Below are 12,184 nucleotides of genomic sequence, written 5' to 3'. Positions count from 1 at the left end.
CCACACTGCGGGCTCACCATTCTTGATCGAGGGGTTTTTCATGCGTGTGCTGCTGTCCACGATCGGTACGCGGGGCGAGGTCCAGCCGGTCCTGGCGCTGGCGTCGGAACTGCGGGCGCTGGGCCAGGACGTCCGCCTGTGCGTGCCGCCCGACTTCCGCGACTGGCTCGCCGGCCTCGGCTTCGCCGTCACGCCCATCGGCCCCGAGCTGCGCGGGACCGCGAAGGGCCGTCCGTCCGGTGACCTGCGGAAACTGGCCGAGAAGACGGTCGTCACCCAGTTCGCGACGGTCGCCGAGGCGGCCGAGGGCTGCGACGTGATCGTGGCCGCCGGTGCCCTGCAGCTGGCCGCACGGTCGATCGCCGAGCGGACGGGCGCCGCCTACGTCTACGCGGGTTTCTGCCCGATCACGCTGCCGTCGGAGCGCCATTCACCGCCGCCGATGCCGTGGCGCTCGGCGGAAACGAACCGCGACCGGTGGAATGAGGACGCCCAGCACCTGAACGCGGTTTTCGGGCCGACGCTGAACGCGTGCCGGGCGGATTCCGGCCTCGCCCCGGTCGAGGATCTGCAGAGCCACGTGTTCACCGGCCGCCCGTGGCTCGCGGCCGACGCCGCGCTGGCGCCGTGGCCCGGCCCCGCCGGCGTAGTGCAGACCGGCGCCTGGATCCGGCCCGACGAGCGCCCGCTGCCGGCCGAGGTGCGGGAGTTCCTGGACGCGGGCGAACCGCCGGTGTACTTCGGCTTCGGCAGCATGCGCGCCGAAGACGGCCTCGCGGAGACGCTGCTGGAGGCGGCCCGGGCCCACGGCCGCCGCGCGATCTTCGCCCGCGGCTGGGCGGACCTGACCCTGGCCGACGCGCAGCCGGACGCCCTGGGCATCGGCGAGATCAACCAGCAGGCCCTGTTCGCCCGGGTAGCGGCAGCCGTCCACCACGGCGGCGCGGGCACCACGACCACGGCGGCCCGCGCGGGCGCACCCCAGGTCGTCGCACCCCGGATGTACGACCAGTTCTACTTCGCCGACCGGGTCCAGGCCCTGGGAATCGGTGCGCACGCTCAGTCCCTCGTCGAGGCTCTCGGCGCCGCCTTGGAGCCGGAGGTCGCAACGCGGGCGCGCGAGTTCGCGGACCAGGTCCGCGACGACGGCGCAAGCGTCGCGGCACGGCAGCTGCTGGAGATGGCATCGCTGGCGCCGGCCTGAGGTGCCAGCCCCGGTCGAAGAGCCGCTCGCCGAGGCCCCTCGATGGCGCCTTGCCGCCGGATCTCGCAACGCGACCAAGCGAGTTCGCGGACCAGCTGCGACCCGACGGCGCAAGCGTCGCGGCACGGCAGCTGCTGAAAACCGCGCCACTCGCATCGGCCTGAGGTGCCAGCCCCGTTCGAAGAGCCGCTCGCCGAGGCCCTCGATGGCGCCTTGCCGCCGGATCTCGCAACGCGACCAGCCGAGTTCGCGGACCAGGTGCGGCCCGACGGCGCGAGCGTCGCGGCGCGGCAACTGCTGGAAACCGCGCCACTCGCGTCGGCCTGAGGTGTCTGTCCGGGCCAGCGCCATTCGTCGGGGTGGTATGGACTCACCCATGACTGTCATCGTCGCCGGACCCGTGTTCGTCGAGCCTGCCGATCGCGACCGGGTCGTCGACGGGCTTCGGGTCGTCGTCGAGGCCGCGCGGCGGTACCCGGGCTGCCTCGACGTGTCGATCTCGCCCGATCCGGTCGATCCGGGGCGGGTGAACGTCTTCGAGCACTGGGAGACGCAAGAGGTCTTGGACGCGTGGCGGGCCGTCGCCCCGCCGCCGACGTCGTCGGCGGAGCTGAAGGCGGACCAGGTGCGCAAGCACGTCGTCGCGCGGACCGGTCACCCCTTCGAGTGACCGGGATTCCGGAAAACCCGGGGGTGGGAACGCCTGCTGACCGCATGGAACGCGGCGCCGGCTCTCGTTAGCGTCGCTTTCGTGAGGATGAGACGAACAGCGCTGGTCGCGGCCGTGATCGCGACGGCGGGCCTGACGACAGCGACCCAAGCCGCCGCGAGCACCCGGCTCGAGCAGCTCGCCCGGAACCTGGTGGCCGCCGGGGCGCCCGGGGTGATCGTGCGGGTGGACGACGGGCGCGGCCGGCCCGTCGAGATCACCGAACACGCTCCCTGGGCGCACCGGCTCGAGGCCGGGGACGAGTTCCGGATGGGGTCGAACACCAAGACCGTCATGGCCGCCCTCACCCTGCAGCTCGTGGCCGAACGCCGGCTCTCACTGAGCGACCCCGCCGGGAAGTGGTTGCCAGGCTTGGCATCCGGCGTCACACTGCGCATGCTGCTCAACCACACCAGCGGCCTGGCCGACTACACCGAGGACCCCGCTCTCCGGAACGCGATCCTCGGCAAGGACCCGCACCGGTGGACCGCCGCCGAACTGCTCGCCGTCGGCGCCGCCCACCCGCCGGTGTTCGCGCCGGGCACGGACTGGTCCTACAGCAACACGAACTACGCCGCCGTCGGCGTGATCCTGGAACGCGTCACCGGCGCGAGCCTCGCCGACCTCGTGCGCGACCGGATCGCCCGGCCACTGCACCTGACGCACACCTACCTGCCCGCCGACGGCTCCTGGCGCGGCCGGCACGCGCACGGCTACGAACCGGACGCCGCCCACATGCCGCCGGCGGTGCCCGCCGGGTTCTCCGACGTCGCCGGGACACCGAAGGCCGGGCACGTGGACGTCTCCGGCAACGACCCGAGCTGGGGCGCCTCGGCCGGGGCGATCGTCAGCAGCGCGCCGGACTGGGCGCGCTTCTACACCGCGCTGATGTCCGGAAAGCTCTTGCCCGCGGCGCAGCTGGCGGAGATGCGCACCGTCGTCGGCCCGGGCTACGGGCTGGGGATCCTGACCGCCACCACCCCGTGCGGCACCATCTGGGGCCACGACGGCGGGATCACGGGCTACTCCAGCAGCACCATCACCGACGGCACCGGCCGCCGCACCGCGACGATCCTCGTGCCAACGGAGTTCGTCTACGAGTTCGACGCCGCCCCGGAGCTGGCCGAGGCGCAGCGGGCCCTGCAGGACGCGACGACGTGCGCCATGTTCGGCAAGCCGGTCACCGCAGGTCCAGCCACATGATGCGCAGGCCGACGTCGCCCAGCCGGGGGTGGCGGAACGCGCCGGGCGCGACGCCGAGGGTGACGAACCCGAGGCTTTCGTAGAGGCGGACCGCGGCGGTGTTGACGTCGACGACGGCGTTGAACTGGACCGCCGCGAACCCGGTGCGCCGGGCCCAGCCGACCAGGTCGGCGGCCAGGGCCCGGCCCACGCCGGTGCCCCGCGCCCCGGCGGCGACCATCAGGCTCCCGGACGCGACGTGGCGGCCGGGGCCGGGCCGGTTGGCGTACATGTTCGCGGTCCCGGTCACCCGGCCCCCGCCGGTCGCGACGACCACCCGCGCCGGTGGGGCCAGCAGCCACATCCGCCGGGCGTCGTCCTCGGTTATGGCCGGGTCGTAGGGGAAGGTCTCCTGCTCGGTGACGACGTCGCGGAGGATCGGCCAGATCCCCGGCCAGTCCTCCGCGCGGGCCTCGCGGATCACCAGCGCCGGCCCGGCCCGTACCGCCACCGTGCGCGAGGACGGCTCCACCGGTGGCGAACCGCCGGCGGCCACGAGGAATCCCCTCGCCGTGGCCAGGTTCCGCACACCGCGCATCTGTCCGAAAAGGACGAAGACCGCGCCGCACTGTGGAACCGCCGGGTGGCCGGCGCCCGCGACGCGCGCCAGGACGCCCGGCACACGGCGGTGTCGAGGTCGACGAGTTCCTCGTTCATGGTGACCGAGGTTAGCCAGCGATCGGCGGCGCCACGACCGATTTACCGGTCCACCGGCACGAACGCCACGTCCGGGCCGGCGCGCTCGAAAGCCGCCGGGGCCGGGTGGCCGAACAGCTCCTCCAGACCCGGGTCCGCGCGGATCAGGTCACGCAGCGGCACCAGCCGGACGTTCGCGGCGTCGTCGAGGTAGTCCTGCGTCTCGTCGCCCGCGAAGACGCGCCAGCCGCTGTCCTGGTCGTTGTCCGCGGCCTCGCGGTGCAGCCACGTCACCGGCGCGCCCTCGCGCGCGACCCGGGCCGAGACCAGGGCCAGCTTCGCGAGGTCGCCGAACCACAGCTCCTCGAAGCGGCGCTGGCGCCGGACGATCTCCGGCGCGCCCAGTTCGACGCGCACGCGCAGCAGGGTGCCGTCGGCGGCGAGGTCGCGGAAGACGGGGTACGTGCCGTCGCCCCAGCCGGTGAACCAGCCCGTCATCGTCGCGCCGGCCACCTCGATCGCGCCCGACTCCGTCGGCGAGCGGTACATCTGCCGCAGCACGCGGTAGTGGTCGTCGTGCGGCCGGACGTCGAAGCGGAACCGCAGCTCCCCCAGGCCCTGGAGTTCGCGGTGCCGGGACGCCGTTTCGTCGTGGGTCAGGTCCGTCCACCCGTACACACCGTCGTCGTCCACAGTGGACACTCCGAGGCGGCCGGCGACCGCTTCAGCGTCCGCGCCCCAGAACACGAGGTCGTACCGGCCGTCGTACGGCTCGTCGCTGCGCCAGCCGTTCAGCGCGGCCGGGTCGGCGAACAGCAGCCGGGCCTCGTCGACCAGGACGTACCCGCACTCGACCGTCTTGACCGGCGTCCCGGCGGCGCACTCCACCCACACCGAGTGCCACTTGCCGGCGTCCGGGCCGGCCGGGTCCATCCGCTCGCCGAGCACCCGCAGCTCGCGCCCGGCCGGCACCCCGCGCACCGCCACCGCCCAGCTGCCGGGGAACGACACCTCGGCACCTTCGGGGAAGTCGTCGAGCAGCCGCCGGACCCGCGTGTGGTGCGCCATCCTCGGCAGCGGGCGCAGGGACGCCTCCAGCCCGGTGTCGCGGCAGACCTCGGCGACCTTCGCGGCCACCGGACCGGCGTCCTCCAGGTCGAACGCGTACCGGCCCTTGACGACGGCCAGGTCGAGCGCGGCCGCGACCTGGCGGGCGTCCGGGCCGGTGATCTCGAAGTCGGTCTCCGGGCCGGGTTCCGGCGTCCGGTCGCCGGACCACAGGCGCAGCAGCCCGAAGTCGATCAGCAGGACGTCTCCGGACGGGAACGACGCGGTCCCGAGCAGCTCTCCCATGTGGACATCCAATCAGGACGGGCGCAGCCGCAGGGCCAGAACGGGGCAAGCCGCCGCCGCGCGCCGGGCTTCGGCCACCAGCTCCGCCGGGACCGGGCCCGACGCCATGATCGGGTAACCCCATTCGTCGAGCCGGATCCGTTCCGGGAGCAGGTCCGCGCACAACCCGTGCGCCCGGCAGCCGATCGGGTCCACCGTGAGCCTCATGCCACACCCGCCGGGACCCGGCACCGGCCGCCGGCCAGGTGCGCGCCGACGTCGGCGGCGAACGTCCGCAGCGCCGAAGCCGCGAGACGGGCCGCGCCGTCCGGGTGGGCGCACGCGCCGCGGCCGCTCAGCAGCGGGACGCGGCGGGCCAGGCGGCCGGTCGCGTCGCCGCCGCGGACCAGCTCGGCGAAGTCCGCCGCGACCGCCGGGAGGCCGAACATGCACGGCCCGCACTGCCGCGCCGACTCCGCCGCCAGGTACGCCAGCACCTTCGCCGTGTAGTCGAGCCCGCACGCCGAAGCCGGCAGGGCGTGCACCGCCGCGATCCCCGACACGACACCACTCAGCTCGGCCGTCCAGGTCCCGCCGTAACCGCCGACGAGCACCGCCTGGACCGGCTCGGTCCCGCCGCCCGCCGCGGCCAGGACCTCGGCCAAGGACGCGCCGGGCCGCACCGAAACGACACCGGGACGGCGGACCGCGCCGGTCACCGTGACCAGGTCCGTCCGCGCCGCGCGGTAGTGGTGCGGGCCGAGCAGGACGACCAGCGCGAGCTGGGCCAGGGTGTCGACGTTGTCCACCAGCGTCGGCCGGCCCCGCACCCCGCGCTCGGCGGGCCGCGGCTGTTTCCCGAGCGGCCGCGCGTCCCCCGACGTCAGGTAGTGGACGAGCGCCGACTCCTCGCTGGCGACGTACCGGCGCGGGATCTCCGCGACGCGCACCGGCACCCGGTCGTCCCGCTCGGCCAGCGCCGCGGCGACGCTCCCGAGCACCGGGCTGCCCGCGTGCACGCACAGCACGGCCTCGGCGGCGCCGATCGCGTGCGCGGCCAGCTGCAGGCCGTCCAGCACCAGGTGCGGGGCCAGCGCGAGCAGCGTCGTGTCCTTCCGGCTCAGCGGGTCGCCCTCACAGCCGTTCGCGACGACGATCGAGCGCCGGGCCCGGGCCGCGCGCAGCTTGACCGCGGTCGGGAACCCGCCGCCGCCGCGACCGCGCAGGTCCGCCGCCTCGGCGGCCTCGATCAGCCGGTCGCGGCCGTCGTCACCGTGGTAGGCCACCCAGGGCACGACCCCGTGGTGACGTCGATGGCCGGCCAGGTCGAGCCGGTGCGGGGTCAGCGTGCTCATCGGGTGCCTCCGAGCGGGGAGAGCCTGCGGGTTTCGGTGTCGGCGTGGCGGGTGACGGCGCGGAAGGCGATCCCGCCGAGCACGGCGAGCACGCACAGGACGTCGAGCGCGATCAGCCAGCCGTGCGCGGCGTCGCTCTCGGCCATGCCGATGCCGTGCACCAGCGCGACCGGCCAGCAGAGGTAGGCCAGCCAGTGCACGGCCTTCCACGCCTTCGCCGGGATGCGGGTGCGCACCAGGCTGGTGACGACGATCGCGAGCAGCAGGTCGATCGCGACGGCGCCGAGGCCGACCCAGAACGGCTGGTAGTCCGAGCCGAACGGGATCACGACGTCCAGCCAGCTCAGCGAGACGTACCCGTCGAGGATCGCCGACGCGATGTGCGCGACGAGGAAGGCCAGGCTGGTCAGGGCCAGGTTCCGGTGCACCGCGGCGATGGTGAACCGGGGCCACTCGCGCGTCGCGAACCGGCCGGCGCCGAGCGCGCCGAGGACGACGACGGCGGTGAAGAGCACCAGCGACACCAGCCCGGTCGCGCGGCTGAAGTACCAGACGGCGGAGCTCACGACGCCTCCCGCAACTCGTTCTCGTGCGGCCAGCCCGGCGTCGTCACGACGGCGCCGCTCTCGGTGACGAGCCGCGCGGCCAAGCCGCGGTCCGCCAGCCACTGCGGGGCCGAGTCGCCGAGGACGACCGCCGCGGTGCTCGCGGTGTTGGCGTCCACTGTGGACTTCGCCGCGACGGAAACCGTGCGCCAGCGCTGGGAAGCGACGTCACCGGTGCGCGGGTCGACGATGTGGTGCACCGTCCGGCCGCCGCGCCGCCAACGCCGCCGGGTCGTCCCGGACGTCGCCAGCCCGCCGCCGGACAGCGTGACGGTCGTGTCCGGCCGGGTGACGGCGTCGGCGTGGTCGTCGCCGATCGCGACCCGCCAGCCGCCCGCGGGTGCCGGGCCTTCGACGCGGAGGTCGCCGCCGAGGTTCACCAGCGTCCCGCAGCCGGTCGCGGCGTGGATCCGGCGGGCCGCGCGGTCGGCGGCCAGTGCCTTCGCCGTCGCGCCGAGGTCGAGGCGGACGCCCCGGGGCAGCACGACCAGCGCGCGCACCGGGTCGAACAGCACCCGGTGCCAGCCCGGGGCCGGGGCCGCCGCGCCGAGCGGGCCGTCGGTGACGGCGGCGAAGTCGCGGTCGTAACCCAGCGCCCGGACGGCGGTGCCGACGGTCGGGTCGACCAGCCCGCCGGTGAGCCGGGCCGCGCGCAGGGCAGCGGCCAGGGCCTCGGTGAGCAGCGGGCCGACCCGCACCTGCCGTCCGGCGGCGTCGTGCAGCCGGGAGATCTCGGAGTCGGCGCGGAACCGGCTGCAGGCCGCGTCGACCGCGTCGAGTTCGTTGCGCAGCAGCTCGACGGCGGTATGGAGGCGGGCCGGGTCGGTGACGAGCACCTCCGCGGTGGTGCCGAGCGCGCGGAAGGACGTCATGACGCACCCGAACCGGTGTGCGCGCTGCCGGAGCCTGAGCCGACGCCGTTGTCCGAGGACTGCAGCTGGTCCTGTGACGTCGTGTTGTCGGTGGTCGTGGTCTGCGTGGTGGTGTCGTCGGCGGCGTTCGCCGACGACAGGCCGAAGCCGATCGCGCCGACGGCGGCCGCGCCGAGCACGGCGGCGGCCGCGGTGGCCAGCGCGGCCTTGCGGCGGCCGTGCTCCCGGCGGGCGGTCCTGGCTGTCGTTTCGGGGTCCATGGGAACGAGTCTCCGGCCCGCTCCTGTGAGCCCCCTGGGTACAACCTGTCAGATCCCTACAGCCCATTCCCGCTACCAAAGGAGGTTGACGCCGGAAAGCGATTCACCCACTCTTTTCCTGGTCCGACGGTGGTTTCCCGGTGTTCACGTGCTGGACCGCAGCACGGCACGCACCGGCTCCCTGCCGTCGGCACCATGAGGCGCTCCCACCACGAAGCCCGCGGCCGGAAGGCCGCACCAGCGCTGGAGGACCCATGATCCGCAAGCGGATCTTCGCCGTGTTCGCCGCAGCCGCCCTCGTCACCGCCGGCGCCGTGACGGCGTCCGTCGTCACCCGGACGGCCGAGCCGGCCGTGCAGCCGACGGCGGCGGCCGTACCCGCGTTCGACCACATCGTCCTGGTGATGTTCGAGAACAAGAAGTACTCGTCGATCAACGGCAGTTCCAGCGCGCCCTACTTCAACACCCTGGCGTCGCAGAGCGCGAAGTTCACGAACTCGTTCGCGATCACGCACCCGAGCCAGCCCAACTACGTCGCCCTCTTCTCCGGCGCGACGCAGGGCGTCACGAGCGACAGCTGCCCGGCCAACCTCGGCGCCAAGGACAACCTGGGCCAGCAGCTGATCGGCGCCGGGAAGACGTTCAAGGGGTACTCCGAGTCGATGCCGTCGGACGGCTACACCGGCTGCTCCAGCGGCACCTACATGCGCAAGCACAACAGCTGGGTGGACTTCTCCAACGTCCCGGCGGCGAGCAACGTGCGCTACACGAGCTTCCCGACCGACTTCACCCAGCTGCCGACGGTCGCCTTCGTGACGCCGAACATGTGCAGCGACATGCACGACTGCGCGATCGGCACCGGCGACACCTGGCTGAAGAACAACCTCGACGCGTACGCGCAGTGGGCCAAGACGCACAACAGCCTGCTGATCACCACCTTCGACGAGGACAGCGGCACGTCGGTCAACCAGATCTTCACCTCGTTCACCGGCGCGCACGTCAAGGTCGGCAGCTACAGCGAATCGATCAACCACTACACCGTGCTGCGCACGATCGAGGCGTCCTACGGCCTGCCGGGCATCGCCGGCGCCGCGAGCAAGTCGCCGATCCTCGACGTCTGGCAGTAGGCCGCGTGTACCTCTCGACCATCGGCCGCCGAGAGCACGCCGGGACAACGTCGTCCCGGAAGCTCTCGGCGGTCGGCGCCAACGTGTTCGCGCTCGGCGCCGTCAGCCTGGTCACCGACGTCTCCTCGGAGATGGTCACCGCGATCCTGCCGGTCTACCTGGTGCTCGGCCTGCACCTGAGCCCGGCGGCGTACGGCCTGTTCGACGGCCTCTACACCGGCGCGACGGCGTTGCTGCGGCTCGTCGGCGGGTACGTCGCGGACCGGGTGCGGCGCCGCAAAGGCGTGGCCGGGGTGGGGTACGCGCTGTCCGCGGTGATGAAGCTCGGCCTGCTCGCGGCCGGGTCGTCGGCCGCCGCGATCGGCGCCGTGATCACCCTCGACCGCACCGGCAAGGGCCTGCGGACCGCGCCCCGCGACGCGCTGATCACGTTGTCGGCGCCCGAACCCCTGCTCGGCCGGGCGTTCGGCGTGCACCGCGCGATGGACAGCATGGGCGCCTTCGCCGGGCCGCTGGTCGCGCTCGGCGTCCTGGCCGCGGTCGGCGCCACGAACCCCGAGGCGTTCGACGCGGTGTTCGTCGTGAGCTTCTGCATCGCGGCCATCGGCGTGCTGCTGCTGGTCTTGTTCGTCCGCGACCGCCGGACGCCACGAACGGCCGCCACGGTGTCCCCTCGCGCGGCGCTGGACCTGCTGCGCGGCAGCGGCGTCCGGCGGCTGCTGGTCGCGGCGTGCGTGCTCGGGCTGGCGACCGTCGGCGACGGGTTCGTCTACTTGTTGTTGCAGCACAAGGAGGACGTCGCGACCGGCTGGTTCCCGCTGCTCGCGGTCGGCACCAACCTCAGTTACCTGCTGCTCGCGGCGCCGCTGGGCGCGCTGGCCGACCGCGTCGGGCGGCTGCCGGTGGTGCTCGGCGGGTACGGCGCGCTCGCCGTCGTCTACCTCCTGCTGGCCGGGCCCGTGTCCGGCTGGCCGCTGTTCGCGCTGGCGCTCGCGTTGTACGGCGCGTTCTACGCGGCCACCGACGGCGTGCTCATGGCGCTGGCCGGCCCGCTGCTGCCGGAAGCGTTGCGCACCACGGGGATTTCGCTGGTGCAGACGGCGCAGGCGCTGGCGTACTTCACCTCGTCCGTCCTCTTCGGACTGGCCTGGCAGTTCTGGGGCGCGGAGCCGGCGATCGCCGTCGCGGCCGGGGCCGCGGTGGTCGCGATCGGCGTGACGTTCGCGGTCCTCGCCCCGCGGAAGGTGACGGCGTGAAGGCGCGGATCCTGATCGCCCTCGCCGGCGTGCTCGTGCTGGCCGGGGTGGCCGTCGCGTACGTCGGGTTCGCGAGCGCGCGCAACCACGACGTCACCGCGACCGGGTCGGTCAGCCTCGTGCCGGGGCCGCGGCTGCTGTTCCGCAGCACGGCGGACGCCGACCGCGGGCACGTCGCCACCGTCGCGGCCGCCGACCCCGGCGGCACGCGGACGGTGTCACCGCTGTCGTGCGCCCGGGTGTACGCCGCCGGCGGCACCGGCCTCTGTCTGCGCCCGGACGGCGACCTGACCACCTACCAGCTGGTGGTGCTCGACGAGCGGCTGCTTTCGCGACGGGAGATCCCGCTGGTCGGGCTGCCGAACCGGGCGCGGGTGTCGGCGAGCGGCCGGATGCTGGCGTGGACGGTGTTCGTCACGGGCGACTCGTACAACGGCGGGATGTTCTCCACGCGCGCCGGGATCCTCGACACCGCGACCGGCGACCTGGCCGGCACGCTGGAGGACTACGCGGTGACGCGCGACGGGAAGCCATACCAGGCGGCCGACCTCAACTTCTGGGGCGTGACGTTCACCCGCGACGACCGCCACTTCTACGCGACGATGTCCACGGCCGGGCACCGCTACCTGGTCGCGGGCGACTTCACGGCGCACACGATCCGCACGCTGCGCGAGAACGTCGAGTGCCCGTCGCTCTCGCCGGACGGGACGCGGGTGGCGTTCAAGTCCGCGATCGACGGGAACCCGGCCAAGGGCTGGCGGCTGTCGGTCCTGGACCTGGCGCGTTCGGTGGTGACGCCGCTGGCCGAGACCCGCAGCGTCGACGACCAGCCGGCCTGGCTCGACGATCACACGATCGGGTACGGCGTGCCCCGCGGCCCGGGCCACGCGGACGTCTGGGCGGCCCCGGCGGACGGCACGGGCGCACCCCGGCTGCTGATCCCGGACGCGGAGTCCCCCGCCGCCCTGGGCCCCTGACCGTCAGTCCATTTTGCGGAGACCGTCCAGGATGCGGCGCATCAGGTCGTTGTCCGGGGGTGCGAACGCGAACCGGGCCACCGGCATCGGGATCGGGATGGCACCCGAGGACGGGCGCGGCGGGGGGATCGTGCGGGGTACCCGCCACGGCAGCCGGTCCGGTGAGGAGTCGCGGCCGATCTGCTCGGGGATCGGCAGGGTCGGCAGCGCGACCGTGCCCGCGTCGGCGAACCGCCGGGCGGCCTGCTCGAACCGGAGCCGGGCCTGGATGCCGGCCACCGTCCAGTCGGGTTCGGCGTCCGGCAGGGCGGGCCCGCGGCGCGACCGCCGCTCGAGCGAGATGGCCCAGGCCGCGGCGGCGAGGGCCGGCAGCAGCAGTCCGGCGATGATCGCGAGACCGGGCAGATCCGCGGCCATCAGGCGGCCCCGGCGACGGGTAGCAGCATGAGGTTCACTTCCGGACGGACGGTTCTTCCGAAGCATGCGCGGCACCTGGATATTCGACGTAATCGATTGTTCACGGACCCCGAGGACCATCATGAACGACGTACAACGGTCCCGCAAGCGGCCGAACGGGGTCGCCCATCCGGGCGGTGAAACAGCTGGTCA

Annotated in this window: 14 protein-coding genes; 6 read left to right on the top strand and 8 right to left on the bottom strand. The window is 73.8% G+C overall.

The window, feature by feature from the left end; all coding sequences use genetic code 11:
• The first annotated feature begins 40 nt into the window (after positions 1 to 40).
• From VA596_RS11220 to VA596_RS11210, 3 genes are all read left to right on the top strand, one after another.
• Positions 41 to 1,204 (top strand): glycosyltransferase, encoded by a 1,164-nt coding sequence (locus VA596_RS11220; RefSeq protein WP_323325953.1) that lies wholly within the window; start codon positions 41 to 43, stop codon positions 1,202 to 1,204.
• Between the two features lie 376 nt (positions 1,205 to 1,580).
• Positions 1,581 to 1,874: a putative quinol monooxygenase gene (locus VA596_RS11215; RefSeq protein ID WP_323325951.1), complete on the top strand. Its 294-nt coding sequence runs from the start codon at positions 1,581 to 1,583 to the stop codon at positions 1,872 to 1,874.
• Between the two features lie 87 nt (positions 1,875 to 1,961).
• Entirely contained in the window at positions 1,962 to 3,116 is a 1,155-nt protein-coding gene (locus tag VA596_RS11210) for a serine hydrolase domain-containing protein (RefSeq protein ID WP_323327718.1), read from the top strand.
• On the opposite strand, the gene VA596_RS11205 is transcribed toward VA596_RS11210, so the two are convergent.
• From VA596_RS11205 to VA596_RS11175, 7 genes are all read right to left on the bottom strand, one after another.
• A complete protein-coding gene (locus VA596_RS11205) occupies positions 3,094 to 3,693 on the bottom strand; it encodes a GNAT family N-acetyltransferase (protein ID WP_323325949.1) in 600 nt (199 codons plus the stop codon). The two genes, VA596_RS11210 and VA596_RS11205, sit on opposite strands and share 23 nt — an antisense overlap.
• A 161-nt stretch (positions 3,694 to 3,854) precedes the next feature.
• Complete coding sequence (locus VA596_RS11200) at positions 3,855 to 5,144, bottom strand: DUF2185 domain-containing protein (protein WP_323325947.1); 1,290 nt, start codon at positions 5,142 to 5,144, stop codon at positions 3,855 to 3,857.
• A 12-nt stretch (positions 5,145 to 5,156) separates the two neighbouring features.
• The gene (locus VA596_RS11195) at positions 5,157 to 5,351 is read right to left on the bottom strand and encodes a ferredoxin (protein WP_323325946.1); all 195 of its coding nucleotides are present in this window, start codon (positions 5,349 to 5,351) and stop codon (positions 5,157 to 5,159) included.
• Positions 5,348 to 6,478, bottom strand: a complete 1,131-nt coding sequence (locus tag VA596_RS11190) for an NADH-ubiquinone oxidoreductase-F iron-sulfur binding region domain-containing protein (protein ID WP_323325944.1) — start codon at positions 6,476 to 6,478, stop codon at positions 5,348 to 5,350. Before VA596_RS11190 ends, VA596_RS11195 begins: the two co-directional genes overlap by 4 nt.
• Positions 6,475 to 7,044 carry a ferric reductase-like transmembrane domain-containing protein gene (locus VA596_RS11185; protein WP_323325942.1) on the bottom strand — a complete coding sequence of 190 codons (570 nt, stop codon included), beginning with the start codon at positions 7,042 to 7,044 and terminating at the stop codon, positions 6,475 to 6,477. Before VA596_RS11185 ends, VA596_RS11190 begins: the two co-directional genes overlap by 4 nt.
• Positions 7,041 to 7,955 carry an FAD:protein FMN transferase gene (locus VA596_RS11180; protein WP_323325940.1) on the bottom strand — a complete coding sequence of 305 codons (915 nt, stop codon included), beginning with the start codon at positions 7,953 to 7,955 and terminating at the stop codon, positions 7,041 to 7,043. The genes VA596_RS11185 and VA596_RS11180 overlap by 4 nt, the downstream gene beginning before the upstream one ends.
• On the bottom strand, positions 7,952 to 8,215 hold the full coding sequence (locus VA596_RS11175; protein WP_323325938.1) for a hypothetical protein: 264 nt from the start codon (positions 8,213 to 8,215) through the stop codon (positions 7,952 to 7,954). The genes VA596_RS11180 and VA596_RS11175 overlap by 4 nt, the downstream gene beginning before the upstream one ends.
• 254 nt (positions 8,216 to 8,469) lie before the next feature.
• Here VA596_RS11175 and VA596_RS11170 point away from each other — a divergent pair, with 254 nt between their 5' ends.
• From VA596_RS11170 to VA596_RS11160, 3 genes are read left to right on the top strand one after another with little or no spacing between them, the layout of a single operon-like run.
• On the top strand, positions 8,470 to 9,342 hold the full coding sequence (locus VA596_RS11170; protein WP_323325936.1) for an alkaline phosphatase family protein: 873 nt from the start codon (positions 8,470 to 8,472) through the stop codon (positions 9,340 to 9,342).
• A gap of 5 nt (positions 9,343 to 9,347) precedes the next feature.
• Positions 9,348 to 10,598 carry an MFS transporter gene (locus VA596_RS11165; RefSeq protein WP_323325935.1) on the top strand — a complete coding sequence of 417 codons (1,251 nt, stop codon included), beginning with the start codon at positions 9,348 to 9,350 and terminating at the stop codon, positions 10,596 to 10,598.
• Positions 10,595 to 11,575: a TolB family protein gene (locus VA596_RS11160; protein WP_323325933.1), complete on the top strand. Its 981-nt coding sequence runs from the start codon at positions 10,595 to 10,597 to the stop codon at positions 11,573 to 11,575. The genes VA596_RS11165 and VA596_RS11160 overlap by 4 nt, the downstream gene beginning before the upstream one ends.
• A 3-nt stretch (positions 11,576 to 11,578) precedes the next feature.
• Here the strand turns inward: VA596_RS11160 and VA596_RS11155 are convergent, their stop codons facing one another.
• Positions 11,579 to 11,992: a hypothetical protein gene (locus VA596_RS11155; protein ID WP_323325931.1), complete on the bottom strand. Its 414-nt coding sequence runs from the start codon at positions 11,990 to 11,992 to the stop codon at positions 11,579 to 11,581.
• Between the last annotated feature and the right edge of the window lie 192 nt (positions 11,993 to 12,184).

This window comes from Amycolatopsis heterodermiae (genome assembly GCF_034929455.1).
Classification (GTDB): Bacteria; Actinomycetota; Actinomycetes; order Mycobacteriales; family Pseudonocardiaceae; genus Amycolatopsis; species Amycolatopsis heterodermiae.
This window is presented reverse-complemented; position numbering and strand designations above follow the sequence as displayed.

Excerpts from the sequence above, each read along its gene's own strand:
- VA596_RS11180 (WP_323325940.1), bottom strand. The coding sequence starts at position 7,955 with ATGACGTCCTTCCGCGCGCTCGGCACCACCGCGGAGGTGCTCGTCACC.
- VA596_RS11170 (WP_323325936.1), top strand. The coding sequence starts at position 8,470 with ATGATCCGCAAGCGGATCTTCGCCGTGTTCGCCGCAGCCGCCCTCGTC.
- VA596_RS11200 (WP_323325947.1), bottom strand. The coding sequence starts at position 5,144 with ATGGGAGAGCTGCTCGGGACCGCGTCGTTCCCGTCCGGAGACGTCCTG.
- VA596_RS11220 (WP_323325953.1), top strand. The coding sequence starts at position 41 with ATGCGTGTGCTGCTGTCCACGATCGGTACGCGGGGCGAGGTCCAGCCG.
- VA596_RS11205 (WP_323325949.1), bottom strand. The coding sequence starts at position 3,693 with ATGCGCGGTGTGCGGAACCTGGCCACGGCGAGGGGATTCCTCGTGGCC.
- VA596_RS11210 (WP_323327718.1), top strand. The coding sequence starts at position 1,962 with ATGAGACGAACAGCGCTGGTCGCGGCCGTGATCGCGACGGCGGGCCTG.
- VA596_RS11155 (WP_323325931.1), bottom strand. The coding sequence starts at position 11,992 with ATGGCCGCGGATCTGCCCGGTCTCGCGATCATCGCCGGACTGCTGCTG.
- VA596_RS11190 (WP_323325944.1), bottom strand. The coding sequence starts at position 6,478 with ATGAGCACGCTGACCCCGCACCGGCTCGACCTGGCCGGCCATCGACGT.
- VA596_RS11175 (WP_323325938.1), bottom strand. The coding sequence starts at position 8,215 with ATGGACCCCGAAACGACAGCCAGGACCGCCCGCCGGGAGCACGGCCGC.
- VA596_RS11195 (WP_323325946.1), bottom strand. The coding sequence starts at position 5,351 with ATGAGGCTCACGGTGGACCCGATCGGCTGCCGGGCGCACGGGTTGTGC.
- VA596_RS11215 (WP_323325951.1), top strand. The coding sequence starts at position 1,581 with ATGACTGTCATCGTCGCCGGACCCGTGTTCGTCGAGCCTGCCGATCGC.